The 24,001-nt window shown below is 69.4% G+C and carries 22 protein-coding genes; 14 read left to right on the top strand and 8 right to left on the bottom strand.

Annotated elements, in window-relative coordinates; translation table 11 throughout:
* Positions 1-956 precede the first annotated feature (956 nt).
* Both ML01_RS24680 and ML01_RS30880 read left to right on the top strand, forming a co-directional pair.
* Entirely contained in the window at positions 957-1,964 is a 1,008-nt protein-coding gene (locus tag ML01_RS24680) for a glycosyltransferase 87 family protein (RefSeq protein WP_058558036.1), read from the top strand.
* Positions 1,965-2,401: 437 nt separating this feature from the next.
* Positions 2,402-2,734 (top strand): hypothetical protein, encoded by a 333-nt coding sequence (locus tag ML01_RS30880; protein ID WP_254045381.1) that lies wholly within the window; start codon positions 2,402-2,404, stop codon positions 2,732-2,734.
* 305 nt (positions 2,735-3,039) lie between these two features.
* On the opposite strand, the gene ML01_RS24670 is transcribed toward ML01_RS30880, so the two are convergent.
* Positions 3,040-7,455: a tetratricopeptide repeat protein gene (locus ML01_RS24670; RefSeq protein ID WP_058558035.1), complete on the bottom strand. Its 4,416-nt coding sequence runs from the start codon at positions 7,453-7,455 to the stop codon at positions 3,040-3,042.
* A 184-nt stretch (positions 7,456-7,639) separates the two neighbouring features.
* Here ML01_RS24670 and ML01_RS24665 point away from each other — a divergent pair, with 184 nt between their 5' ends.
* The 3 genes from ML01_RS24665 (at position 7,640) to ML01_RS24655 (ending at position 9,207) form a co-directional block, all read left to right on the top strand.
* A complete protein-coding gene (locus ML01_RS24665) occupies positions 7,640-8,008 on the top strand; it encodes an MbcA/ParS/Xre antitoxin family protein (RefSeq protein ID WP_058558034.1) in 369 nt (122 codons plus the stop codon).
* Between the two features lie 93 nt (positions 8,009-8,101).
* A complete protein-coding gene (locus ML01_RS24660) occupies positions 8,102-8,854 on the top strand; it encodes an RES family NAD+ phosphorylase (protein ID WP_058558033.1) in 753 nt (250 codons plus the stop codon).
* Between the two features lie 101 nt (positions 8,855-8,955).
* Positions 8,956-9,207, top strand: a complete 252-nt coding sequence (locus ML01_RS24655) for a hypothetical protein (protein ID WP_058558032.1) — start codon at positions 8,956-8,958, stop codon at positions 9,205-9,207.
* A gap of 314 nt (positions 9,208-9,521) precedes the next feature.
* Here the strand turns inward: ML01_RS24655 and ML01_RS24650 are convergent, their stop codons facing one another.
* Together ML01_RS24650 and ML01_RS24645 are read right to left on the bottom strand one after the other, a co-directional pair.
* Positions 9,522-10,343 (bottom strand): undecaprenyl-diphosphate phosphatase, encoded by an 822-nt coding sequence (locus ML01_RS24650; RefSeq protein ID WP_058558031.1) that lies wholly within the window; start codon positions 10,341-10,343, stop codon positions 9,522-9,524.
* 69 nt (positions 10,344-10,412) lie between these two features.
* Positions 10,413-12,683: a response regulator gene (locus ML01_RS24645; protein ID WP_058558030.1), complete on the bottom strand. Its 2,271-nt coding sequence runs from the start codon at positions 12,681-12,683 to the stop codon at positions 10,413-10,415.
* A 510-nt stretch (positions 12,684-13,193) separates the two neighbouring features.
* Here ML01_RS24645 and ML01_RS24640 point away from each other — a divergent pair.
* The 6 genes from ML01_RS24640 to ML01_RS24620 all read left to right on the top strand — a co-directional run bounded on the left by ML01_RS24640 (position 13,194) and on the right by ML01_RS24620 (position 17,995).
* Positions 13,194-13,403, top strand: a complete 210-nt coding sequence (locus tag ML01_RS24640; protein WP_254045380.1) for a hypothetical protein — start codon at positions 13,194-13,196, stop codon at positions 13,401-13,403.
* A 213-nt stretch (positions 13,404-13,616) separates the two neighbouring features.
* A complete protein-coding gene (locus ML01_RS24635) occupies positions 13,617-15,926 on the top strand; it encodes a Tex family protein (protein WP_058558029.1) in 2,310 nt (769 codons plus the stop codon).
* 19 nt (positions 15,927-15,945) lie between these two features.
* Positions 15,946-16,308, top strand: coding sequence for an SET domain-containing protein (locus ML01_RS24630; protein ID WP_058558028.1), 363 nt, complete (start codon positions 15,946-15,948; stop codon positions 16,306-16,308).
* Positions 16,309-16,474: 166 nt separating this feature from the next.
* Positions 16,475-16,915 (top strand): peptidylprolyl isomerase, encoded by a 441-nt coding sequence (locus ML01_RS24625; RefSeq protein ID WP_058558027.1) that lies wholly within the window; start codon positions 16,475-16,477, stop codon positions 16,913-16,915.
* A 31-nt stretch (positions 16,916-16,946) separates the two neighbouring features.
* Positions 16,947-17,105 (top strand): hypothetical protein, encoded by a 159-nt coding sequence (locus ML01_RS29360; protein ID WP_156427981.1) that lies wholly within the window; start codon positions 16,947-16,949, stop codon positions 17,103-17,105.
* Complete coding sequence (locus tag ML01_RS24620; RefSeq protein WP_082674648.1) at positions 17,084-17,995, top strand: RibD family protein; 912 nt, start codon at positions 17,084-17,086, stop codon at positions 17,993-17,995. The genes ML01_RS29360 and ML01_RS24620 overlap by 22 nt, the downstream gene beginning before the upstream one ends.
* 45 nt (positions 17,996-18,040) lie before the next feature.
* On the opposite strand, the gene ML01_RS24615 is transcribed toward ML01_RS24620, so the two are convergent.
* The gene (locus tag ML01_RS24615; protein ID WP_058558026.1) at positions 18,041-18,586 is read right to left on the bottom strand and encodes an EF-hand domain-containing protein; all 546 of its coding nucleotides are present in this window, start codon (positions 18,584-18,586) and stop codon (positions 18,041-18,043) included.
* A gap of 344 nt (positions 18,587-18,930) precedes the next feature.
* On the opposite strand from ML01_RS24615, the gene ML01_RS24610 reads away from it, so the two are divergent.
* From ML01_RS24610 to ML01_RS24600, 3 genes are read left to right on the top strand one after another with little or no spacing between them, the layout of a single operon-like run.
* Positions 18,931-20,601, top strand: coding sequence for a glutamine--tRNA ligase/YqeY domain fusion protein (locus ML01_RS24610; RefSeq protein WP_058558025.1), 1,671 nt, complete (start codon positions 18,931-18,933; stop codon positions 20,599-20,601).
* Positions 20,602-20,638: 37 nt separating this feature from the next.
* Positions 20,639-21,217 (top strand): DinB family protein, encoded by a 579-nt coding sequence (locus tag ML01_RS24605; RefSeq protein WP_058558024.1) that lies wholly within the window; start codon positions 20,639-20,641, stop codon positions 21,215-21,217.
* A gap of 18 nt (positions 21,218-21,235) precedes the next feature.
* The gene (locus tag ML01_RS24600; protein ID WP_058558023.1) at positions 21,236-21,943 is read left to right on the top strand and encodes a TIGR00730 family Rossman fold protein; all 708 of its coding nucleotides are present in this window, start codon (positions 21,236-21,238) and stop codon (positions 21,941-21,943) included.
* A gap of 532 nt (positions 21,944-22,475) precedes the next feature.
* Here the strand turns inward: ML01_RS24600 and ML01_RS31560 are convergent.
* The 4 genes from ML01_RS31560 to ML01_RS28000 all read right to left on the bottom strand — a co-directional run bounded on the left by ML01_RS31560 (position 22,476) and on the right by ML01_RS28000 (position 23,605).
* Positions 22,476-22,769 carry a type II toxin-antitoxin system RelE/ParE family toxin gene (locus ML01_RS31560; protein ID WP_082674647.1) on the bottom strand — a complete coding sequence of 98 codons (294 nt, stop codon included), beginning with the start codon at positions 22,767-22,769 and terminating at the stop codon, positions 22,476-22,478.
* Complete coding sequence (locus tag ML01_RS28005) at positions 22,766-22,990, bottom strand: addiction module protein (protein WP_082674646.1); 225 nt, start codon at positions 22,988-22,990, stop codon at positions 22,766-22,768. Before ML01_RS28005 ends, ML01_RS31560 begins: the two co-directional genes overlap by 4 nt.
* Before the next feature lie 164 nt (positions 22,991-23,154).
* Entirely contained in the window at positions 23,155-23,412 is a 258-nt protein-coding gene (locus ML01_RS24595) for a Txe/YoeB family addiction module toxin (protein WP_058558037.1), read from the bottom strand.
* Positions 23,393-23,605 carry a prevent-host-death protein gene (locus ML01_RS28000; protein WP_082674645.1) on the bottom strand — a complete coding sequence of 71 codons (213 nt, stop codon included), beginning with the start codon at positions 23,603-23,605 and terminating at the stop codon, positions 23,393-23,395. Before ML01_RS28000 ends, ML01_RS24595 begins: the two co-directional genes overlap by 20 nt.
* Positions 23,606-24,001: the final 396 nt, after the last annotated feature.

The following is a 24,001-nucleotide window of genomic DNA, read 5'->3' as shown; positions in this document are numbered from 1 at the left end:
AACACGGCGACAGAGCGGAATGTTGTCGCGACTGCCGAGCCGACCGGGAGGTCGGCTCTCCGGCCCGGCCCGGGCCGCTCTGGATCGCCCACCGACCCGCCGGCGACGACCCAAGACGGTCTCAAGACTTCCGCGCCGCTGCACTAGTGGCTAGTGGCTAGTGGCTAGTGGCTAGTGGCTAGTGGCTAGTGGCTAGTGGCTAGGGGCTAGTGGCTAGGGGCTAGGGGCTAGTGGCCAGGGGCTAGTGGCTAGTGGCCAGTGGCTAGGGGCTAGGGGCCAGGGGCTAGGTGCGGTGTTGACTGGGGTTCGCTGGCGTTGACTGGAGTGTTGACCTCCAGGTCAACACGGCGACACCGCGGGATGCACTGATATCGCCAGCGCGGAGCCGACCTGGAGGTCGGCTCTCCGGCCCGGCCCGGCCCGGCCCGGCTCCGGGCGGGCCAGTGCTGCGCTGCCGAGCGCCCGAGACCTTGGTTCGTCGTTGTCGTTGCAGCGCCGCGCGCGCATGGGCGCATGGTCGGCAGCGCACCACTAGCGAGGCAGAGCCTCAGACCGACCAGGGCACGGCGCCTCGTCTTGCGCAGCCCGCTCGTCGGCGCATGGGGCCAAGGGCCAAGGACCAAGGGCCGAGGCGGGCTCCCTTGGCCCTCGGCCCTTTTGCCTGCAAGCGCCTTGTCGTCGTGAAACTTGACTCATCTGCAAGCATTCGGCGCCGTCAAGCAATCTAGGGGCCGCTTCTGCGCGACGAGCTAATTCCGATCCGCCCTCCCGGAGTCATCCATGAGCCCCGCACACGCGCAGGTCGCCAGCTCTGCCGAGCGTCGCTGGCTTTTTTTCTCGTGCCGAGGCTCTGCCTCGGTACGCTTCTTCGCGGCTCTGCCGCCTTGGGCCCGTCCACTGGAGGCAGAGCCGACGGCCCCCGGTGCCGAGCTTGATCAGCCCTCCCGGAGTCATCCATGAGCCCCGTACACCCGCAGGTCGCGAGCCCTTCCGAGCGCCGCTGGTTCCGGTTCAGCCTGCTCGCGGTGCTGATCCTCTTCGTCGTTGCCTATCTGCCGTTCTTCGAGCGGGTTTCGCACCAGGACGACATCTACTACGTCTACGTCGAGGGCGGTCGCCTGGCGGCCGGCGCGAATCCCTACGCGCGCGTGCTCGCGTCGGACATGCGGCACAACGACAAGTACGCCACGTACTTGCCCGGCACCTATCTCGCGGCGGCGTGGCTCCGGCAGGCGGGCTTCGTGAGCTTCAAGGACTGGCTCACCGCGTGGCGCTGGGCGCTGTTGGGGCTGACCCTCGCCACCGCGGCGGCCTTCTTCCGCGTGCTCGGGCCGGAGCAGCGCTGGCTCGCGCTCTTTGTCGCGACCTTCTGGCTCTTCAACCGCTGGACGCTGGAGGTCGTGCGCATCGCGCACATCGACGTGCCGGCGCTGCTCGCCGTCATCGCCGCGCTCGCGCTGCTGCCGCGGCGCTCGCGGATCGCCGGGCTGCTGCTCGGGGTGTCGCTGGCCATCAAGCACATCGCCGTGCTGCTGGTGCCGCTCTTTCTCATCTGGGCCTGGCAGCGGCGCCGGCGCTGGCGGGATATGCTGGAGCAGGGGGTTTGGATCGCGCTGCTGCCGGCGCTCTTGACCCTGCCGTTCCTGCTCTGGGACGCGGAGGCGCTGCTGCGCACGCTGCTGTTCCCGATGACCCGGCTGCCCGCACAGACCGTCGGGGCAGCGTCGCTCGATGCATCGCTCGGCCTCATCGGCCTGCCGGCGAAGCTGCCGATGCTGCTGTTGTTCGCCGGCGTCTACGGCCTCGCCTGGCGCGGGCTCGTGAACCGCTGGGCAGCCGCCTTTCTGATCTTTGCGGTGTTCACGGGCTACAACTCCGTGCTGTTCCCGCAGTACATGGTCTGGCCGCTGACGCTGCTACCACTGTTGTGGGCCGCGGCCGACCCGACTGACTCGTCCGCGTGACACCGCCGTCCGTTCTCGTGACAGCGCTCCCGCGGTGTCACGCGCACTCATTCTCGTGACAGCGCTCCCGCGGTGTCACGCGCTCCTCGGCGCTCTGCGCCCCAGCGTCACACAAGCAGACACACCATGGCCAGAAGCCGCTACCACTTCGCCGAGCCTCACCTCGGGTGCTCGTGACACCGCTCCCGCGGTGTCACGCGCTCTCCGGCGCTCCGCGCCCCAGCGCCAAACAAGGAGACACACCATGGCCAGAACCCGCTACCGCTTCGCCGAGCCCCATCTCCCGCACTTCCTGACCGACACCGTCGTCGAGTGGCTGCCGATCTTCACCCGCCCGGAGGCCGCGCAAATCCTGTTCGACGCCTGGACCCATCAACAGCAGCACGCGGGGCTGCACATCTACGGCTTCGTGGTGCTGGAGAACCACCTCCACGCCGTTGCCCAAGCCCCGCGGCTGCCGGATACCTGGCGCGAATTCAAGTCCTTCACGGCCCACCGCCTCATCGACCTGCTGGAAGCGCACGCCGCTGCTGGAACGCCTGCGCCTGGCGCTGAAGGCCAAGCGCACGGACCGCAGCCACCAGCTATGGCAGGAGGGCTCCCACCCGCAGTGCATCCAGGGCGAGGAGATGCTGCGCCAGAAGCTGGAGTACATCCACAACAACCCGGTCAAGCGCGGCTTCGTCGACGAGCCCGAGCATTGGCGGTGGTCCAGTGCGCGCAACTATGCCGGGCGGGAGGGGATGATCGAGGTGTTTACCGGTTGGTGATGGGGGCGGTGCTTTGGCGCTCTGCCCCCCAGGGGGGTTGGCGAGGTCGGCGGAGATCGTGGGGCAGGGATGGCGGCGGGTGGGCGCGGAGCGCCGGGAGGCCGTGACACCGCGGAGCGGTGTCACGAGGAAGTTTGTGGTGTCCCGTCAAGTCTGCTCGTGACACCGCTCCTGCGGTGTCACGCGCGCTTTGGCGCTCTGCGCCTCGGGGGGTGCGGCGGTGCGGCGAGGTGGGATGGCGGTGGATGGGCGCGGAGCGCCGGGAGGGCGTGACACCGCGGAGCGGTGTCACGAGAAGGTAAGGGTCAGGGCGCGGCGGCGGGTGGGGGCAGGCGCTCCAGCAGCAGCAGGAGCTCGGCGGCTTGGTCGTAGCGCAGGCCTGCGGTCTCGGCCAGGGCCGGGTCGCGGCGGCCCTGGGCGATGGCGGTCAGGCAGGCGAGGAAGGGGCCGCCCTCCGACCAGTCCGGACGGGCGGCCAGCTCGCGCAGCTCGGCCTCGGCGGCGTCCGCCTGGCCGTTGGCGAGCAGCTCGCCGACGGCCAGCGCGAGGCGGCCCGAGGGCCAATGGTTCTCGCCGTCGTCGCGCCGGTAGGCGAGGAAGGCGGCGCGGGCCTTGGCGCGGGCGGCGCGGGCGGCGTCGGGGTTGCCGGCGGCGGTCTCTAGGCGTGCCAGGACATCCCAGGTCTTCCAGGGCTCGGCGGCATGGCCGAAGCGGGCATCGCATTCGATGGCCCGGGTCAGCTCCCGGCGGGCCTCGTCGAGGCGCTGGAGGCGGCGCAGCGTGATCGCGAGGTTGCTTCTCGACCGGCCCTCGTTGGCCAGGTCGCCGATCGCCTGATAGGCCTCCGCCGCCTGGCGATAGAGGGCGACGGCGTCCTCGGGGCGGTCGAGGACATCGGCGTAGAGATTGCCCAACTGCCCCAGCGTGCTGGCCTGCCCGGCGCGATTGCCGAGCCGCACCTCAATGGCGAGCGACTGCCGATAGGCGTCCTCGGCCGCCTCGCCGCGGCTGGCCTCTTGCAGGGCCATGCCGGTCTGGTGCCAGACGACGGCCACCGAGCCCGGCTCGCCCAGGGCCTCGAAGCGGGCGCGGGCCTCGGCGTAGGCGGCCAGTGCCTCGTCGATGCGGCCCTGCAGAAGCCGCACCGTGCCGAGCTGGCCCTTGCAGGCGGCCACCTGCCGCGCCGCGCCCAGCGCCTCAGCACGGCGGATGCCCTCCTCATAGGCCGCCGCCGCCTCGTCGAGCCGGCCAAGGGCGCGAAGACAGTCGCCGCGCTCGGTGACACAGGCCGAGGCCATGCCCTCGGCGGCGCGACTGGACTGGGACCGCAGCGCGATGGCCTCGAAGCGCCCTTGGGCCGCGTCCAGCAGCGCCAAGGCCTGCTCCGCGCCGCCGGCCGTCTTCAGCACCCGCGCGAGCAGCCAATGGGCCATTGCCAAGTCATAGTCCGCGCCCGGATAGGCCGCGTCGCCGGCGGCGACGGCCCGCTCCAGCAGCGCGCGGGCGGCATCAAACGCGGCCTGAAGCTGGCCGCCGGCGAGCTGCTGCTCGATGCGGGTGCGCTGGACCTCGAAGGCGGCATGGGACCACGACCCCGCCAGGGCCCGCTCGGCCGCGTCGCGGGCGCGGGCGATGCGCTGTTGCAGGCGCGGGCGGCCGAGCATCTGGAAGAGCTGGTGCATCGAGGTGGTGAGCGCGATGATCGCCTCCGGCGCACCGACCGCCTCGACCCGGTCCAGCAGGGCCAGCAGGTTGGCCAGCCCCAGCCGGGTCAGGGTCGCGGACAGGTCGGTGTCCTGGAACCGCTGTTGGACGAGGAACGCGACGTACTGCCCCATGGCGGCGTCCCAGCGGGTCAGCAGGTCCGCCCGCTCGGCCGGGTCCAGCCCGCGCAGCAGGTAGGGGCACAGGGCCGGGTTCAGGGCGAGATGGCCGTAGGGCCCCCGCGTGGCCAGGCCGGTGTCGGTGAGGGCCTGGGCCAGGTCGGCGACGGTGGGCTGATCCCAGTCCATCATCACGCGCAACAGGTCCAGATCGACGCTGCCCTGGAAGACACCGAGCACCCGCGCCCGCTGGCGCTGGTCCGGCGTCAGCCTCGCTAGGGACAGTTCGACGCTGGCATAGAGGGAGCGCTCGCGCTCGCCGGGCCATTGCCGGTCCATCGCCTCCATCAGCGCCACCAGGCGGGTGCGGGTCGCCTCGACGCCCTGGGCGCGGAGATTCGGCACGAGCAGCGCCAGGGTGCGGGCGTGGCCCTGGACGGCCTCGACGAGGGCCTCGACGGCCTCGCGCTCGGCGTCGGGCAGGCCGGTGCCGGCGGCGTTCAGGGCCTTCTCGATCAGCTCGACGGCGTCGTCCATGGCCAGCCGGTGCAGCTCCCGGCGCTGGGCGGCGCGATCAAACGGGGCCAGATGGTCGCCGACCAGGGGCTCGCGGCTGGTGAGCAGCAGCCGGGTCTCGCCGATGGGGTGGAGGCGCGCGGCCAGGGCCAGGATCTCGGCGAGGGCCTGGTCGGCCGCCTCGACCAGCGATGCCGGGGCGTTGGGGTCGAGGTCGCGCGGCAGCAGGGACTCCAGGTTGTCGAGCACGAGGATGGTCGGCTGGTCGCGCAGTGCCCGCTCGATGGGCTGGAGGGCCTGGTCCAGGCTCGGGTAGCCGGTGACGCTGTAGCCGGGCACGAGCTGGCGGCCGAGGGCGTCGAGCACGGCCGTTGCGGTGCTGTGTTGCTCCACCGACACGAAGGCGGCGCGCCGGCAGCGGCCGGTGCGAACCCGCCAGCGCGCCAGCTCGCAGGCCAGCGCGGTCTTGCCCTCGCCGCCCTGGCCGCGGATCAGGGCCCAGCGGGCGCTGCCGAGCAGCCGCTCCAGGGCCAGCAGCTCGCGGGAGCGGCCGATGAAGCCGGTCGCGGGCGGGGGCGGCAGCGCGCCCAGGCGGCGCGCGAGGTCGTTGTTGATCTCCTCGACGGTGCGCGGGGCCGGGGTCTCGGTGAACAGCCGCGGGTCGTCCTGCTCCTGGTACAGCACCGGCACGAACCAGTCCTGGAGCCGGAGCGGCCCGGCGCCGAAGACCTGGCCGCGGGTGTCGTCGTCCTTGAGGGCCTGTTGGCCGGCCAGCATCGCATCGCCGATGCGCTGGCTGGAAGCCAGCGCCACGTAGAAGGGGCGGACGAAGCGCCGGGCCGTCTCCACCAGCACCGAGTGGGTCATGGCGACGACGCCGGCGACCCCGGCCTGGAGCAGGGCGGTGGCGACGGAGTCCGTGGCGTCCTCGGCCTGGGCGGTCTGGCAGGCCTCCAGGAAGACCAGCGGGATGCGGTGGTGCTGGACCAGCCGGCCGAGCTCGTTGGTGTCGATGGTCTGGTGGCGGCGGCGTTCCAGCTTGTCCAGATCGGCCGGGTCCTCGAAGCAGAGGCCGCCCAAGCCCCGCCGGCGGTCGTAGACGCCGTGGCCGTCGAAGTGGATGACGTGATAGGGCCGGCCCTGGTCGCGGGCGGCGGCGAGGGCCTGGCGCAGCGCCGGCAGGGTCGGCGGGTCGAGCAGGGTCGGGACGACCAGCTCGCCGAGATCGGCGACGGCATCGAGCAGCGGCAGCGTGGAGGCGCGGTGGTCGATGTAGCCGCAGGCGGCGTCCTCGGGGCGGGGGCTGATGACGAGGATGCGGATCGGCGGGTCGAGCAGCGGGCGGTCGTAGCCGCGGGTGCCGGGCAGCCGGCGGCGCACCCGCACCGGCCGGCGGCCCTGGAACAGGAAGTCGCGGCCGTCGTGCAGCAGCTCCCAGGGCCGGGCGAGCAGGGCGGTGGCGGCCTCCCGGGCCTGCTCTTGCTCGGCCTCGCCGGTGCCGGCCAGGGGCCGGGCGTCCACCTGCACCGAGAAGCGCCGGGCGGCGCCGTCGGCCGCGGCCTCCCAGGCGTCGAGCACGTTGCCGACCTCCGCGGCGGGCAGCGCGGCGTCGTGGAGCAGCCGGCCCCAGCGGATCAGGTCTTGCTCCACCTGGCGGGCGCGGGCCTGGTAGGGGGTGCCGGGCCAGACCGGGTACTTCTCCAGGTACCAGGCGAGGTCGTCGGCCTCGATGGGGCCGAGGGGGGCGATCAGGCGCCAGTCCCGCGCACCGTGCACGGCGGGACGGGCGGGGTCGGCGGGCTGGTAGACCAGCCGGGCGCGGGCCCGGGGGCGGCGGACGTTGTTGTCGGCGACGTGGATGCTGAGATCGGTCAGCTCGAGCACCAGCTCGTCCATGGGCCGGGCATCGGCGCGGGGGCCGGGCTCGGTGCCGCTCGGGGCCTCCAGGCCGAGGGCGGCACGCAGCGCCGGCAGGGCAGCAAAGATGCCGTTGGCGCCGCTATGCAGGCGGACCTCCAGCGGCTTGTCGTCACCGAACAGGGTCTCCAGCAGGCCGAGCGGGGCGCCATCGACGCGGATCGGGATGATGCGGTAGGCGCCGCCGGCCTGTTCGCGCTCGGCCTTCACCCGCCGCGCCATGGCCACCTCCTTGCCGACCCATACGGATTGCAGGGCCGCCGGCGTCACCAGCACCAGCAGGGCGTCGGCCGCGGTGATGGCGCGCTCGATCTCCGGGGTCAGGCCGTCGCCGGCGCGCAGCTCGCGCTTGTCGAGCCAGACGTGGACGGGATGCTCGGCGCTGCTCTGCTGCTCCAGCACGCGCTGGAGGTTGGCGGCGAGGGCCTTGTTCTCGTGGGCGTGGGACAGGAAGAGCCTAAGCATGGTGCGATCCTTGACAGGCTGCGGGGGCTGGGGCTGAGGGATGCCCGGATCATACCCAATCGGGGCGGGCGCTTGGCGCAAGGCCGCGCGACACCGGGGCGGCACGGCTGCAAGAAAAAGTTGCAACAGCAACGAAACTGGACTATTCGTTGCGTATGCAACAATTCAGCCGGAGCTCGCCCCCATGTCCGCCGCCGTCCAATTGGCCCCCGCTGTCCGCCCCGATGCCCGCGCCGTCCTGACCAAGGCGCTGCTCAACGCCGGCAAGGCGCTGGGCCTGTCGCAGCAGCGCGTCGCCGAGGTCATCGGCCGGGAGCGCACCGCCTTCAGCCGCGGGCTGGACGCCCACAGCAAGTCCGGCGAGCTGGCCCTGCTGCTGATCCGCTGCTATCGCAGCCTCTATGCCCTGGTGGGCGGCGACGCGGTGGCCATGCAGCACTGGATGCACACGCAGAACCGCGACACCGGCGGCGTGCCGGCGGAGCAGGTGCGCTCGGTGCAGGGGCTGGTGGCGGTGGTCGAGTATTTGGATGCCATGCGCGGGCATGCCTAAAACCAGGGGCTAGGGGCTAGAGGCTGGGGGCTAGGCGGGCCGGGTGGGGCGTTCCGTGCCGAGCCCCTAGCTCCCAGCTCCACCTCTTACGTGATGCTCGACCTCTGGCCCGCCTGCGCCGAGACGCTCTGCATCGCCCCCCTCGGCGGCGAGCTGCTGCGCATGGTGGAGAGCCAGCAGCAGGTGGCGACACTGTCGCTGGTGGACGACCTGGCCGAGCAGGCGCTGCTGGAAGAACTGCTGGAGCGCTCCAAGCCACCGCTGGTGCCGGGGAGCCGGGGGCTGCACTACCTGCTCGGGACGCCCTTCCGCTATCCGCCGCTGCGCCACGGCTCGCGTTTTGGCGGGCGGTTCGAGCCGAGCCTGTTCTACGGCGCCCGCGGGCAGGGCAGCCTGCTGGCGGAGGTGGCCTACTATCGGTTCGTATTCTGGAGCGCGATGGCGGAGCCGCCGCCGTCGGGGCGGCTGCGCACCCAGCACAGCCTGTTTCGGGCGCGCTGCCGGGGCGAGCGCGGCGTGCGTTTGCAGGAGCCGCCCTGCGCCGCGCACGATGCGGTGCTGCGCGACGCGGCGGACTACGGCCCGACCCAGCGCCTGGGCGCGGCGCTGCGGGAGGCGGGCATTGATCTCATCGAATACGTCTCCGCCCGGGACCCGGAGCGCGGCATCAATGTGGCTTTGTTCCGGCCCGAGGCGCTGGTGAGCCGCGCGCCGCTGGGCCTGAGTCGCTGGCTGTGCGAAACCAGGGCGCAGGCGGTCAGCTTCGCGCCGGAGGCGTCCTCCGAGCTGCACGTGTTTGCGCTCGATACCTTCCTGGTGGACGGGCGGCTACCGCGCCCCGCCTGACGTCGGCGCAATGTCGTGAAGGTCTTGACGCCAACGGCGCTGCGGATCGATTCTGCGATGCTAAGATCCTTACCCACCGGATACGCTGAATCGCCTTCGCCATGAGCGCCATCACCTTCGACACGCTTAAGCTCGCCCGCGACGCCGGGGTACCTGGGGAGCAAGCGGAGGCATTCGCGAACGCCTTTAGAGATGCCACGAGCGATGAGCTGGTCACGCGGGACTACCTGAATGCGTGCATCGCGGATGTCGAGACCCGCGTCGAGGCGGCCAAGGCCGATATCATCAAGTGGATGGCCGGCCTGCTGATCGCGCAAGCGGCGGTGGTGGCGATGCTGGTCAAGCTGCTCTGAGGGTTCAGGGTGCATTCGCCCCATCCCGCGGACGGTCCGAAAAGCTGACCCTGAGGAGCCGTTCAAAAACAACCGATACACAATCATCTCCGACACACAGGCTCCGCCAGCCGTTCGTCCGGATCGAAATCGAGGTTCTAACTCTAGTGCTTCGCTGCGGAAATTGCCGGCGGCGGACGGAAGTCCGCCTTCCCCAGGGGGCCGACTGAGGTCGGCGTACCCGGGAAGGGCCTCCTCGCCCGCCGTTGGGTTCCGCTGTGACGAGTGTCCCGGTTATTTTTGAATCTTCACTAAGCAGAACGCGGCGCCTCGCATCACATCAGCACCAGCCACAGAATGACCACGCCGAGCAAGAGCCGGTACAGCACGAAGGGCAGCATGCTGACCCGCTCGATAAACCTCAGGAAGAAGTGAATCGTGAGATAGGCCACGATGAACGACAGCACGGCGCCGAGGCCGAGCGCGCCCCAGTCCACTGGCGCTGTTGCCTCAACAAGGTCCTTTGTCGCCAGCGCCCCGGCGAGCAGGATGGTCGGGATCGACAGCAGGAATGAGAACCGCGACGCCGCCTGGCGCGTGAGCCCGATAAAGAGCCCGGCGGTCATGGTAATGCCGGAGCGCGAGGTGCCGGGGATGATCGCAATGGCCTGGAACAGGCCGATGAGCAGCGCCGCAATCCAATTGATGCCGTATTCGTCCAGCCGGCGGCTGCCGCGCACGTCCGCGTACCAGAGCAGCAGCCCGAAACCGATGGTGGTGCCGGCGATGACCAGCGCGATCAGCGTCTCGTCGGTGCGCAAGACGTCCAGCACCCCCTTGAGCGGCAGCCCGAGGATCAGGATCGGCAGCGTCGCGATGACCACCATCCAGCCGAGGCGGGCGTCCTTCTGCCGCTCCGGCGTCAGCTCGCCGCGGAAGCCCGTGGCCATGGCCAGCGTCATGCTCGCGAGCTCGTTGCGGAAGTACAGCACCACCGCGGCGAGGGTGCCGAGATGCACCGCGACGTCGAAGGACAGGTCCTGCAGCTCGTAGCCGAACAACAGCGGCGTCAAGACCAGGTGACCGGAGCTGGAGATGGGCAGGAACTCGGTGAGGCCCTGCACGAAGGCGAGTAGTGCGATCTGGATGGCGTCCATCGAAACGGCTGATCCTGCGGTGAGGTTGAGGACTGGGGCTGAGGACTGGGGCTGGGGCGCAACGGCGCGCTAGGCCATGGACCCGTCTGCGGCCGTGGCCGGCGCAACCACCGGCAGCGCCTGCTGCGGCAGCCAGCGCTTGAGCGCGCTCTCAAGCGCGCCGCGCTGCACGGGCTTGGCGATGAAGTCGTCCATGCCGGACGCCAGGCAGGCCCGGCGGTCGGCGGCCGTGGCGGAGGCGGTCATGGCGATGATGGGCACCCGGGGCAGGCCCGCGCGGGCGGCGCGCATGCGGATCTCGCGGGTGGCCTCCTGGCCGCCGAGCACGGGCATCTGCATATCCATGAACACGAGATCGAAGGCGTGGTCACCGGCTAGGGCGTCGACGGCCAGGGCGCCGTTCTCGGCCACCTCCGCCTCCACGCCGAAGCGCTGCAGCATCAGCACGACCACGCGCTGGTTCACCGGGTTGTCTTCCACCACCAGCGCGCGGGCGCGGAACTGCGCGCGCGGCGGCGGCGGTTCCGCCAAGCGCCGGTCGCCGACGCCGACGCCGAGCACCTTTAGCGCCGCATCGTGCAGCAGGCTCTGCCGCACGGGCTTGAGCAGGCTCACGCCGATGCCGGCGCGGCGGGCGTCGGCACCGGGGAAGCCCAGGGAGCTCAGCATCAGGAGCCTTGTCGCCGCCAGCGCCGGGTCGCCCTTGATGCGCTGGGCGAGCTCGATGCCGTCCATCTCGGGCATCTGCATGTCGAGGATCGCGAGCGCAAAGGGCTGTTCCGAGTCCACGCCGCTCTGTAGGGTGCGCAACGCCTCGAGCCCGCCGGCGACGCTGTCGCTCGTGGCGCCCCAGTTGCCGAGGTAATTCTCGAGAATCAGCCGGTTCGTGGCGTTGTCGTCGACGATCAGCACGCGCACGCCGCGCAGGTCCGCCGCCGGCTGCTCGGCGCCCGCCGTGGAGCGCGGCAAGCGCAGGCGAATCCAGAAGGTCGAGCCCGCACCCGGCGTGCTGTCCACGCCGATCTCGCCGTCCATCAGGCTGACCAGTCGCTTGGAAATCGCGAGCCCGAGCCCGGTGCCGCCGAAGCGGCGCGTGGTGGATGCATCGCCCTGGGAGAAGGGCTTGAAGAGACGCTCGCGCACCGGCGCCTCGATGCCGATGCCGGTGTCGCGCACGCTGATGCGCAGCCTCACGTCCCGCTCCGTCAGCGCCTCGGCGGCAACGTGGACGACGACCTCGCCGCGCAGCGTGAACTTGAGCGCGTTGTTGGTCAGGTTCATGAGCACCTGGCGCAGCCGGAATGGGTCGCCGACGACGCCCGCGGGCACGTCCTGCTCGATGAAGCTCACCACCTCCAGGTCCTTGTCGCGGGCGTGGCCGGCGGCCAGCGCCGTGACCTCTTCCACCGTCGCGCGCAGGTCGAAGTCGATGTGCTGGAGCTCGAGCTTGCCGGCCTCGATCTTCGACAGGTCCAGGATGTCGTTGATGATGCCGAGCAGCACCTGGCTCGACTGCTCGGCGGTGTCGATGAACTCGCGCTGCTGCACCGAGAGCGAGCCGTCGCGCAACAGATCCAGCATGCCCAGGATGCCGTTCATCGGCGTGCGGATCTCGTGGCTCATCACGGCCAGGAACTGGCTCTTGGCGCGGTCCGCCGCCATGGCCTGGTCGCGGGCCTCGGCAAGCTCCTGCATGCGCCGGCGCGTCTCGGTGAGGTCGCGGGCGATGGCGGTGAAGACCGGCTGCGCGCCGATGTTGACCTCGCTCACGGCCAGGTAGAGCGGAAAGCGGCTGCCGTCGCTGCGCTGGCCCGTCAGCTCGCGGGCGTCGCTGACGTCGCCGTGCCCGCCGTCGGCGGCGTCGCGGATCAACGCCTCCACCTGGTCGCGGTGCTCCGGGGCGAGCAGAACGGACAACGGCTCGCCGCGCACCGCGGCACTATCCTGCGCGAACATGCGCTCCGCCGCAGCGTTGAGCGCCACGAGACGGCCCTTGTTGTCGATGTGGATGGCGCCGTCCACCATGTTGTCGACGACGGCGCGGTTGCGCTCGCGGCTTTCCGCCACCGCGGCGAGCCGGCGCTCAAGCATGAGCCACACGAAGAGGGTCACGGCGGCGACGGCACTCAAGGTGACCAGGGCGATGACGAAGACCGTCGCCGCCCGCGCGCGCAGCACGGCGGCTCCGCCGACGTCGAATGCGCCGAGGGGCTCACCCAAGACCCAGCTTCCGGCACCGAGCCCGAGCCCGGCGATGAGCAGCAGCGCGGCGCCGCCAGCGAGCAGCAGGCGGCGGGCGCGGTCACGCACGTCGCCGAGTTGCGGATTCGGAGTGGCCATGCGGTGCGGTTCTGGTGGCGGCGACGTCGTCAAAGATCCGGGGCGCGCAGGCGCTGGCCTCGGGGCCAGCCGGATGGCGCAACAGGATAGCGCGAAAACCACACGGCGACCCGACATCAACCCTAACCCGGCCTGCCTGCGGGGTCAGTCGGCGAGCAGCTTGTACGCCTGCCAGCACTCCGGCGGCGGCAGTCCCTCGCGGGCGACGGCGCAGATGGCAGCGAGCCCGGCCGCGGTGTCGGCCCGGGCATGACGCACCAGGAGCCCGGGCGGGTCCGCGTCCCGATGCCGGCCGAGCCGTAGCGGAACCGCACCGCCGCCGGGCTGACTTCCAGTTCGCTGTGGGATCTGACACGAGCTGACACTGTGACTATTGTGGTCCGTTCCGCCCGCTCCTGGTTAGGGAAAACCAGCAAGCAACCAAGGCAAGCGCTGACAAATCTCAAGGGATGCCGCATACTGCCGTCCATCAGCGTTCCCTGATCGACCAACGCTTGCGGAGGCGCGGTTTTGGCAGCACTACTATTGCCCCGGCTGGAAGTCCGGGTCGAGCACATCTGCGAGCGCGGCTGCCGCGGCGCCTGGGATGCCATCGACCGACTGGAGCAGGGCGAAGACCTGCCCGAGACCGCGGACCTCTCGCGCGCCGAGCGCGACTGGGTCCTCGCCGAGCTGAGGACGGTAATGTCAGTTTATGGAGAGCGGTGCCGAATTAGCTGACGAGGGCCGAGGGCCGAGGGCGGAGGGCCGAGGCGCAGCCCTCCTTAGCCCTTAGCCCTTAGCCCTCGGCCCTCGGCCCTCGGCCCTTTGCTCCCCACGCAGCATGACGCTTGCCGCCATTTCTCAGCCGGCTGAGCTCCAACCAAAGTTGGCCAACGCCTGTCGCTGTGCCTAGAATGAAGCCCCGCCTGAATCAGGACTTCGTTCAACGGCATGCAATCCATCGTTCAAGTCATTTCGCACGAGATCGGCGCAAGCGCCCACCAAGTCGAGGCCGCGGTTGCGCTGCTCGACGGCGGCGCCACGGTTCCGTTTGTCGCCCGCTATCGCAAGGAGGCCACCGGCGGGCTGGATGACGTGCAGTTGCGTCACCTCGAACAGCGCCTGGCATACCTGCGCGAGCTCGAAGACCGCCGCGCCACGGTGCTCGCGAGCATCGAGGAGCAGGGCAAGCTCACCGACCCACTGCGCGCGGCCATCGTCGCCGCGGACAGCAAGCAGCGCCTGGAAGATCTCTACCTGCCGTATCGGCCGAAGCGCCGCACCAAGGCGCAGATCGCCCGCGAGGCGGGGCTTACGCCGCTGGCCGACCTGCTGCTCGCCGATCCGGGCCAGCCGCCGGAGGCGCATGCCGCCGCCTTCCTGAACCCCGAGCAGGGCATCAGCGACACTGCTGCCGCGCTCGAAGGCGCCCGGCAGATCCTAATGGAGCGCGCCACCGAAGACGCGGAGCTGGTCGGCGAGCTGCGCGGGGCGCTGTGGGAGCGGGGCATCCTGGTGGCCAAGGTGCTGCCTGGTCAGGAGACCGCCGGGGCCAAGTTCCGCGACTATTTCGACCACGCCGAGCCCATCCGCGGCATCCCGTCGCACCGCGCGCTGGCGCTGTTCCGCGGGCGCAACCAGGGCGTGCTGAGCCTGGAGCTGATTGCCGGGACGGAGCCCGATGCCGACCGGCCGCTGCAGAGCCGCGTCGCGGCGCGGCTCGGCATCGCCGACCGCGGCCGGCCGGGCGATGCCTGGCTGCTCGAGACCGTCCGCAAGGCCTGGCGCATCAAGCTGCTGACCCGGCTCGATCTGGACCTCAAGGCGCGGCTCGCCGAGGCGGCCGAAGCGGAGGCGATCCGCGTCTTCGCGACCAATCTCAAGTCGCTGTTGATGGCCGCACCGGCCGGTCGGCTGCCGACCATGGGGCTCGACCCTGGCCTTCGCACCGGCGTCAAGGTGGCGGTGGTGGACGCCACCGGGCGGGTCGTCGCCACCGACGCGATCTTCCCGCATGCGCCGCGCAACCAGTGGGACCAGTCCATCGCGACGCTGGCGGCGCTGTGCAAGGCGCACCATGTGAAGCTCCTCAGCATCGGCAACGGCACCGCGTCGCGGGAGACGGACCGGCTGGTGCGCGACCTGACCAAGCGCCACCCGGAGCTCGGCGTGAAGGGCGTCGTGGTGAGCGAGGCGGGGGCCTCGGTGTACTCGGCGTCCGAGTATGCATCCCAAGAGCTGCCGCAGCTCGATGTCTCGCTGCGCGGTGCCGTTTCCATTGCGCGGCGCCTGCAGGACCCGCTCGCGGAGCTGGTGAAGATCGACCCCAAGTCCATCGGCGTCGGCCAGTACCAGCACGACGTCAACCAAACCGGCCTGGCGCGCAGCCTGGACGCGGTGGTCGAGGACTGCGTCAACGCCGTCGGCGTGGACCTGAACCTGGCCTCGGCGCCGCTGCTGGCGCGGGTGTCCGGCATCTCCGCGACGCTGGCCGAGAACGTGGTGCGCCATCGCGACGAGCATGGTCCCTTCCGCAGCCGTGCCGCGCTGATGCAGGTGCCGCGGCTCGGCGAGAAGGCGTTCCAGCAGTGCGCGGGCTTTTTGCGCATTCCGGACGGCGATGAGCCGCTGGACGGGTCCGCAGTGCACCCGGAGGCCTATCCGGTGGTGCGGCGCATCGTCGAGCACACGGGCAAACCGGTGCGCGCGCTGATCGGCGACCGGCAGACGCTGCGCGGGCTCGCCCCCGAACGGTTCGCAGATGCCCTGTTCGGCGCGCCGACGGTCCAGGACATCCTGGTGGAGCTGGAGAAACCCGGCCGCGACCCGCGGCCGGCCTTCACCACGGCGACCTTCCAGGAGGGCGTCGAGCAGTTGACGGACCTTGAGCCCGGCATGATGTTGGAGGGCACGGTCACCAATGTCACGAACTTCGGCGCCTTCGTCGACGTGGGCGTGCACCAGGACGGGCTCGTGCATATCTCGAAGCTCGCCGATCGCTTCGTCGATGACCCGCACAAGGTGGTGCAGTCCGGGCAGGTGGTGAAGGTGAAGGTGATGGCGGTGGACCTAGAGCGCCGGCGCATCGCGCTCAGCATGCGCCTGGACGAGCCGCTGGAGGACGCGGCGGCGGTCGCCGCCGGCAAGGGCGAGCGGCGGCAGCGATCGGCGCCCCGCGGCGAGCGCGGTGGGGCGCGCACGCGCGAGCCGGAGCCGGCGGGCTCGCTGGCCGCGGCCTTCGCGGCGGCGCGGCGGCGCTGAGCGCGGCGGCGCTGATCAGATGGCTGCGGGGGAGGGCACCGAGCCGACGCCCTCGCGCCGGCTCCGCGAGCGGGTGTGTCGGGCGGCGTCGCCGATCCATGGCCAGGGCTGCTTCGCGCGCGTGGCGTTCGCGGCCGGCGCGCACATCGGCAGCTACGCGGGGCCGCCGGCGCGGCGCAACGGCACCTATGTGCTTTGGGTCAGCGATGACGGCGAGCACTGGCATGGGCGCAGCGGCCGCAATCTGCTGCGCTGGCTGAACCACAGCCCCGCGCCGAACGCCGCCTTCGACGGCTTCGAGCTCTATGCGCTGGCGCCCATCGCGGCGGGGGAGGAGATCACCTTCGACTACGGCCACGGCAGTGCGGAGGCCTTCGGCTGAGGGCGGCGGCGCCTGCGGGTCGGCACGACCGGGCGTTTGCGTCCCCCGGGCAGCCTGGTCTAAGGTGAGCATCAACCGGGCAGAGCCGGAATCATCCACAGCCCCGGGTCGGCCGCGTTTGCGCGGGGTCGGCTCCCACCGACACGAAACGCGAGGAGCACCCGAGATGTCAGCAGACAGCAAAGCCGCCGCCGTCGGCGACACCGTCAAGGTCCACTACACTGGCCGGCTGGTGGACGGCACCGAGTTCGATTCGTCCCGCGGACTGGAGCCGCTGGAGGTCACCCTGGGCCAGGGCGAGACCATCCCCGGCTTCGAGGATGCGCTCATCGGCATGGTGCCCGGCGAGCAGAAGTCCATCACCATTCTGTGCGACGCCGCCTACGGCGAGCGCAACGAGGCCATGACCCAGACCTTGCCCCGCGCCGTGATGCCGGACGACATCGATCTGTCGGTCGGCATGGTGCTGAATGCCCGCGGGCCCGACGAGCAGACGGTGAGCTTCGTGATCGCCGCCTTCGACGAGGAGACCGTTACCGTGGACGGCAACCATCCGCTCGCCGGACAGGATCTGCTGTTCGATCTGGAAATGGTCGCGGTCGCCTGAGACGCCAGCACCGGCGACCGGTCCGAGCCCGATGCCCGCGTCCGGCCGCTGGCGCGAGCTGAGCGCACCGGCGCTGGACCGGGGCCGCCGCGTCGTGCTGTTGCCGGTCGCGGCGCCGCCGCGGCTGCCGGATGGCAACTTCATGAGCGTCGGTACGACGGTAGCGCCATGTCTGCTGCGCCCGATGTGACAGCCTGCGCGGGGCCGAGCCGGACTGGCCCGGCCTGGGCGGCATTGCTCGCCGCGAGCGGCCGCGGCGGCGGCGTTAGCCCGGCACTGCTGGTGCGTACGGCAGATGATCGCTGGCAGTTGGCGCCGGACCTGGCCGAGCCCGACCGGGATCTCCTCGCGCTCTACCTGCCGCTCTGTGCGGACGGTGCCGGTGCGGCCTGGACCGTCGGGCACCTGGGGCAGAGCCTGGACGGCTGTATCGCCACGCACAAGGGCGATTCCTGCTTCGTCACGGGACCCGACAACATCGTCCACCTGCACCGGATGCGCGCCTTGTCCGATGCGGTGCTGGTGGGCGCCGGCACCGTGGCCTGCGATGACCCGCGCCTCACGACGCGTTTGGTGCCAGGCCCGAGCCCGGTGCGGGTCGTGTTGGACCCGAAGGGCAGCCTTCCGGCGCGCTATCGCGTCTTCACGGACGATGCGGCGCCGACGCTGCTCTGCACCGCGCAAACGGGCAGCTCGGCCTGCCACGGCCGGGCAGAGGTGCTCAGGCTGCCGGCGGGTCCGCACGGGTTGGATCTCGACGCACTGGCAACGGCGCTTGCCGAGCGCGGGCTGCGGCGGCTGTTCGTGGAAGGCGGCGGGGTCACGGTGTCGCGCTTTCTGGTCGCCGGGCGGTTGTCGCGGCTCCAGCTCGCGGTGGCGCCGCTGATCATCGGTCAGGGCCGGCCCGGCATCTGCCTGCCGCGCACCGAGCACCTGTCCGAGGCCCTGCGCGTGTCGCCGCGGATCTTCCGCATGGGGGCGGACATGTTCTACGACTTGGATCTGCTGACGCCGCGCGACGACGCCATCCCGCGGGCGGAGCCAACGCCAGGCGCCGGCTTGCTCAAGCGGGTGCTGTGACGGCCGGCACCGCGGTGCCGGCCTCAGGGGCGCGGTTGCCCGGCGTTACTCGGCCGGCGGCGGCTGCATCTGCTGCATCTGTTCCTGCATCTCCTTGAGGCGCGCCTCCATCTTCGTCTTCATGGCCTCGAAGTAGGCGGTGGCCTCGGCCTCGTCGGCAATGCCGTCGCCGCTCGTGTCCATGGCCGCGAAGGAGTCCTTGGTGGGCTGCTCGAACTCGGCCAGATCCACCTTGCCGTCGCCGTTCTTGTCCAGGTTCTTGACAAAGGTGCTGCCCGGGTCCGGCATGCCGCGCTCCTTCATCGCCTCCAGCATCTCCGGCGGGACCTGCGCGGCGAAGGCGGCGCGGGCCTCGTCTTCGGTGATGAAGCCGTCGCCGTCCGTGTCGTTGCTCTTGAACTGCTCGCGCTGGGGTGCGGTGGCCTCTTCCAGCGTGATACCGCCGCTCTTGTCGGTGTCCAGCTTCTCCATGAAGGCCTGGGCCGCTTCGCCGGCCTGGAATTCCGGCGCCGCGGGATCCTGCGCGAAGGCGCTGCCGGCGACGACGCTGCCGCACAGCGCGAGCACGGCGAGGTGGATGGCTCTCTGCATTGATGATCTCCTGAAAGTGGATAAGTGGCGGGTTGACGAGTGAGCTGCCCGAGTCCGGGCGGGCGCCGGATTCCCGGGCCGATGGCTGACTCGGCCGTGCCGGCGCTTGCAACCGACCGCCCAACAGGTTAGTGAGTGTTGCGCCTGCTGGCAAATGTCGCCATCGAGCGCACGGGTTTCCGGCCCGAGCGGGCGTTAAGGCGCAGGTGACAGCTTCGCTGCCCTTGGCCCTTGACCCTCGGCGCTTGTATGCTGCCGGGTCTTACGCCGGCGCTAGACCCCGGCGCCGTGCCGCCGGTGCGTCGAAGCCCGGCGGGATGCAGTGGCCCCGCTGAACGAGTGCTATGAGCGACACACCCCGGACCAACTTCATCCGCCAGATCATCGATGCGGACCTCGCCAGCGCCAAGCACGAACGTGTGCGCACGCGCTTCCCGCCAGAGCCCAACGGCTGCCTGCACATCGGTCACGCCAAGTCCATCGTGCTCAACTTCGGCATCGCCGAGGACTATGCGGGCACCTGCAACCTGCGCTTCGACGACACCAACCCGCACAAGGAGAACCTGGAGTTCGTCGAGAGCATCAAGGCGGATGTGCGCTGGCTCGGCTACGACTGGCAGGATCGGCTCTATTTTGCGTCCGACTACTTCGAGCAGCTTTACGGCTTCGCGGTGGAGCTCATTGAGCAGGGGCTCGCCTATGTCTGCGACCTGTCGGCGGACGACACGCGCGCGCGCCGCGGCACGCTGACGGAGCCGGGTCAGGACAGCCCGTACCGAGAGCGCTCCGTGGAAGAGAACCTGGATCTCTTCCGGCGCATGCGCGCCGGCGAGTTCCCGGACGGCGCCCGCACGCTGCGCGCCAAGATCGACATGGCCTCGCCGAACATCAACCTGCGCGACCCGGTGCTGTATCGCATCCGCCATGGCGTGATCCACCACCAGACCGGCAACGCCTGGTGCCTGTACCCGACCTACGACTACACCCACCCGATCTCGGACGCGCTGGAAGGCATCACGCATTCGCTCTGCACGCTGGAGTTCGAGGACCATCGGCCGCTCTACGACTGGTGCGTAGACCACGTCTCGGTGCCGAGCAAGCCGCGCCAGATCGAGTTCAGCCGACTCAATCTGGAATACACGGTCATGTCCAAGCGGCTGCTGACGCAACTGGTGGAGGAGGGCATCGTGACCGGCTGGGACGACCCGCGCATGCCGACTATCTCGGGGCTGCGCCGGCGCGGCTGCACGCCCGGCGCCATCCGCGAATTCTGCGCCCGCATCGGCGTCACCAAGGCGGACAATCTGGTGGAGATGGGGCTTCTCGAGAGCACCATCCGCGAGGATCTCGACCGCGAGGCCCCGCGGGCGATGGCCGTGCTGCGCCCGCTCAAGATCGTGCTGACCAATCTGCCCGCCGACGCGCCGACGGCCGTGCCGGTGGCGAACCACCCGAAGCGCGAGGACATGGGCAACCGCTCCGTCCCCTTCGGTGCGGAGATCTTCATCGACGGGGACGACTTCGCGGAGGAGCCGCCGAAGGGCTTCAAGCGCCTGGTGCCGGGCGGCGAGGTGCGGCTGCGCAACGCCTACGTGATCCGCTGCGACGAGGTGATCAAGGACGCCGCCGGCGCGGTGGCGGAGCTGCGCTGCTCCGTTGACCCGGACACGCTCGGCCGCAACCCCGAGGGCCGCAAGGTCAAGGGCGTGATCCACTGGGTGGATGCGGCCACCGGCGTGCCGGCGACGGTGCGGCTGTACGACCGCCTGTTTACGGTGCCCCAGCCCGGCAGCGGCGGGCGGGATTTTCGTGTCGACCTCAATCCCGAGTCGCTGTGCGTGCTGTCCGGATGCATCATCGAGCCGGCGCTCGCCGCCGCCGAACCGGGCTGGCGCTGCCAGTTCGAGCGGGAAGGCTACTTCGTCGTGGACCCCGACTCGGTGCCGGGCGCGCCGGTCTTCAATCGCACCGTGACCTTGCGCGACACTTGGGAAAAGCGGCAGGCCGCCGGCTGAATCCTGTGACCGCGCCATCACACAACGGAGGTCGGCGATGAGCAAGACCGACAACCCGAAGCTCGCCCCACCCGGTGCGGGCATCCCCTGGCATGAGCGCCAGTTGCTTGGCGCCGCCGTGCGCATGGCCGCGAGCCTCTACACCAAAGACCGGCTTACCGATCTGTTCCGCCAGGAGGCGGAACAGGCCATTGCGCTGGCGCGGGGCCTGGACGAGGCGCAGGGCCGCCGGCGCGTACTGGTGCGGCGCCTGCCGGGCATTGAGGACAGTAGCCGGCACTGGTCCGTCTACATGACCATCGAGCACCTGGTCATCGTCACCTCGGCCATTGCCGCGACGCTGCCCAGGCTGTACTCCGGCCTCGATGTGGTCACGGAGGTCCGCGTCGCGGACTTCAAGCCAGTCCCCGAGGCCGGCCCCGAGCAGTTGGACGACCTCGCCCGGGTCGTCGACCGCTACACGGACATGGTGGAGAAGCTCGGCAACCTGCACGCCGGCATTCGCTTCCCGCACCCCTGGATCGGTGAGCTTTCCGCCGCGCAGTGGCACGCGCTGGCGGCCCTGCACAACGGCCTGCATCGCCGGCAGGTGCAGCGCATCCTCAGGGCGCTCTGACACCGGTCCGGCGGAGCCATGATCAACGACACGTCGCCGGCGCGGCGCGAGCTCGAGCTGCTGCGCGGGCCCGATGACCTGCTCAAGGACTTCGACCGCGCCGTGACCGTTTTCAACGAGTTCGTGCACGGCTATCGCGCGCTGCACGACCTAGGCGCCACGGTGACGGTCTTCGGCTCGGCACGCTTCGGCGAGTCCCACCACTACTACAAGCTCGCGCGCCGGCTCGGTGCCGCGCTCGCCGATGCCGGCTTTACGGTGATGACGGGCGGCGGCCCCGGGGTGATGGAGGCCGCGAATCGCGGTGCGCGGGAGGCGGGCGGGCGCAGCGTCGGCTGCAACATCCGTCTGCCGCAAGAACAACAGCCCAACGCCTACCTCGACCGCGTGCTGACCTTCGACTACTTCTTCGTGCGCAAGGTCATGCTGGTCAAGTACTCCTCCGGCTTCGTGTTCCTGCCGGGCGGCTTCGGCACCCTGGACGAGCTATTCGAGACCCTGACCCTGATCCAAACGGGCAAGCTGCAGGCCTTCCCGTGCGTGGCACTCGGCCGCGCCTTCTGGCGCCCGCTGCTGGACGTGGCACTGGAGCGCCTGTACGAGGCCGGAACCATCTCCCCGGGCGAGGTGGAAATGCAGCTTGCTGACTCCGCCGAGGAGGCGGTGGAGCTCCTCGCCGCCTCCTGCGGCCCGGTGTTGCCGCTGGACGTGGGCGAGGGGGCTTGAGCAATTGCCGCGCCGCCGCGCCGGGTGTTGGGATAAGACCCGAGTGTCGCGTCACCCGCCGCCGATTCCGCGTTGACCCGGCGCCCCCGGCGATCGGAGCGCTGCTGACCGCCTTGGTCCGGAACGGTCTCCTGCTGACGTGACGCTTCGACGCCGACATTTGAAACCGACGCAATTAATCGAAGTTACCAGCCACGCCGCAAGGCTCGATACTGGGCTCGCGGCTCACGATTACCCAGGCGGGACTTCCACCCGCTAGATCACGCGGCCTTGCCAGGCCGCACTGTCCCCTATTGTCGCTATTGTCGCCCTATTGTCGTGCGGTGATTTCGTGCTGCTCGGATTCCCCTGTCGATCGCGGGCGGCGCTTGCGATGCGCTGCCCCGGTGCTTCCGTTCCGCTATTGAATTCGATCCTAGCTTCGGGCTTTGACAGTTGAAAGCGCGGGATGCGCTGGGGTTTTCACTGAGGCCAACGTTTCGGGTAACCCCAGCCGGCCGCTGTTTGGCCGGCTTCGGAGTTTCCCCGTGTGTTAGAGCCGACCTAACCAGTACTGGGGCCGACGCCGGTTGTGTGCTACTGCCAGTACCTGTACGGTATTCGCGTTCTCTCGGTACAGAACTGTAAACGGAAATCGTTTCATTCTCATGCGCCTTACGTCAGGGCGTCTTTCGACGGGGCTTCTGTGCGGGGCTTCACAGATCGCATCCATTACTCTTTCGAACTCACCCATATACGTAGCCCCAAGCCCTGGGCGCTTTGACTCATAATAGGCGATAGATTCCAAATACTCTGCTTCAGCAGCGGGATGAAAGAAATAGCTCATCTCAGGAGAGACAGCGCTTTTCGCCTGACCTCTTCCGAAGAGACCGGCTGTACAAGACCTTCATCCAACTCGCGTGCCCTCCGGCTTGCTTCCGTTAGCCAGTCCTCGGAAATTTCACTTTCAGACGGAGAATCTAGACTTAGCAGAAGTTTTTGAGCAAGTGCTGCTCTCTCTTCCTCGGACAGGTGCAGAGCTTCACGCTCAATCTCTGTGAGCTTCATATTCGTTTACCGAGGTTATGTATCTACGTGGCTCTAATGTTAAGGCTGGCCCGCCGCCCGTTGGCGCGCCGGAGCGCAGCGACGGCGCGGCAACGGGCGGTCGGGCCGAGCCGCTAGTTGGGCGTTTGTGGGTACCTGGGCAGAAAGTGCGCTGTGGCCTTTTCCTAGTAATGATAACGGCACGCAAGAATCCTGATCTTTTCGTCGTTAACCTGATAGACGAGACGGTGTTCTTCATCAATGCGTTTCGACCAGCAGCCAGACAGTTCATGTTTCAGCGGTTCAGGCTTGCCGATGCCGCCGAAAGGTTCGGCGCGAGTCTCCTGAATGATCCTCATCAGGCGGATTGCCTTCTTCCGGTCGTGCTGAACCCACCACGCCAGGTCTTCGAACGCTAGCGCGTCAAATTCCAAGTTGCGCACGGGCATCCTCAAGAGAGATGCCGCCATCTCTACCTTTTGCCAGCAGCAAACGTTCGCGCATCGTGTCGCTTTTCAGCAGATAGGCAGTTTCGATTTCTGCGGTAATCTCTTCCCAGAGCTCGATGGGTACGATGGCGCTGAGGCGGCGCCCTTGTTCATCTGAGACGTATTGGATGCACTCTTGACCGGTCATTCTCACTTACCATCATCGTCTGCGGGGATGCTTGTTGCTCGTCAGCGAATAGCCGAGATCAGCAGGCAAAACGTATGGCGTTGCTCTGAGGGTCTATGGCCCTCCCCGTGATTCCTCGACCCCGGGCTCGTCCAACGACCGGTTCAGATCGCGGCTCGCTTCGCTCGCGCGATCTAAACTTATTCGTTGGGCTGGTTTCGAAATAAAGCGGTGTTTCTCAGGTTCGTCTGCGTGTTGCTTTTCTCTAAGTTTCCTGGTCGCAGCTTGCCAGAACGCCAATTCCTGCTCTGCGGTCATTCCGTCTGTCAGCGCTTGCACCTCGCGAGCTCCTGCGCGCTTCCATTGGACGCACTTGGGTTCATGAGTCATCATAGTCGAGCACCTGAGGTGGAGAAA

The organism is Thiohalocapsa sp. ML1, from assembly GCF_001469165.1.
Lineage (GTDB): Bacteria > Pseudomonadota > Gammaproteobacteria > Chromatiales > Chromatiaceae > Thiohalocapsa.
The sequence above is the reverse complement of the archived record's forward strand: the minus strand, read 5'-3'. Positions and strand labels throughout refer to the sequence as shown.

Excerpts from the sequence above, each read along its gene's own strand:
- ML01_RS24680 (WP_058558036.1), top strand. The coding sequence starts at position 957 with ATGAGCCCCGTACACCCGCAGGTCGCGAGCCCTTCCGAGCGCCGCTGG.
- ML01_RS24670 (WP_058558035.1), bottom strand. The coding sequence starts at position 7,455 with ATGCTTAGGCTCTTCCTGTCCCACGCCCACGAGAACAAGGCCCTCGCC.
- ML01_RS24665 (WP_058558034.1), top strand. The coding sequence starts at position 7,640 with ATGTCCGCCGCCGTCCAATTGGCCCCCGCTGTCCGCCCCGATGCCCGC.
- ML01_RS24660 (WP_058558033.1), top strand. The coding sequence starts at position 8,102 with ATGCTCGACCTCTGGCCCGCCTGCGCCGAGACGCTCTGCATCGCCCCC.
- ML01_RS24655 (WP_058558032.1), top strand. The coding sequence starts at position 8,956 with ATGAGCGCCATCACCTTCGACACGCTTAAGCTCGCCCGCGACGCCGGG.
- ML01_RS24650 (WP_058558031.1), bottom strand. The coding sequence starts at position 10,343 with ATGGACGCCATCCAGATCGCACTACTCGCCTTCGTGCAGGGCCTCACC.
- ML01_RS24645 (WP_058558030.1), bottom strand. The coding sequence starts at position 12,683 with ATGGCCACTCCGAATCCGCAACTCGGCGACGTGCGTGACCGCGCCCGC.
- ML01_RS24635 (WP_058558029.1), top strand. The coding sequence starts at position 13,617 with ATGCAATCCATCGTTCAAGTCATTTCGCACGAGATCGGCGCAAGCGCC.
- ML01_RS24630 (WP_058558028.1), top strand. The coding sequence starts at position 15,946 with ATGGCTGCGGGGGAGGGCACCGAGCCGACGCCCTCGCGCCGGCTCCGC.
- ML01_RS24625 (WP_058558027.1), top strand. The coding sequence starts at position 16,475 with ATGTCAGCAGACAGCAAAGCCGCCGCCGTCGGCGACACCGTCAAGGTC.
- ML01_RS29360 (WP_156427981.1), top strand. The coding sequence starts at position 16,947 with ATGCCCGCGTCCGGCCGCTGGCGCGAGCTGAGCGCACCGGCGCTGGAC.
- ML01_RS24620 (WP_082674648.1), top strand. The coding sequence starts at position 17,084 with ATGTCTGCTGCGCCCGATGTGACAGCCTGCGCGGGGCCGAGCCGGACT.
- ML01_RS24615 (WP_058558026.1), bottom strand. The coding sequence starts at position 18,586 with ATGCAGAGAGCCATCCACCTCGCCGTGCTCGCGCTGTGCGGCAGCGTC.
- ML01_RS24610 (WP_058558025.1), top strand. The coding sequence starts at position 18,931 with ATGAGCGACACACCCCGGACCAACTTCATCCGCCAGATCATCGATGCG.
- ML01_RS24605 (WP_058558024.1), top strand. The coding sequence starts at position 20,639 with ATGAGCAAGACCGACAACCCGAAGCTCGCCCCACCCGGTGCGGGCATC.
- ML01_RS24600 (WP_058558023.1), top strand. The coding sequence starts at position 21,236 with ATGATCAACGACACGTCGCCGGCGCGGCGCGAGCTCGAGCTGCTGCGC.
- ML01_RS31560 (WP_082674647.1), bottom strand. The coding sequence starts at position 22,769 with ATGAGCTATTTCTTTCATCCCGCTGCTGAAGCAGAGTATTTGGAATCT.
- ML01_RS28005 (WP_082674646.1), bottom strand. The coding sequence starts at position 22,990 with ATGAAGCTCACAGAGATTGAGCGTGAAGCTCTGCACCTGTCCGAGGAA.
- ML01_RS28000 (WP_082674645.1), bottom strand. The coding sequence starts at position 23,605 with ATGACCGGTCAAGAGTGCATCCAATACGTCTCAGATGAACAAGGGCGC.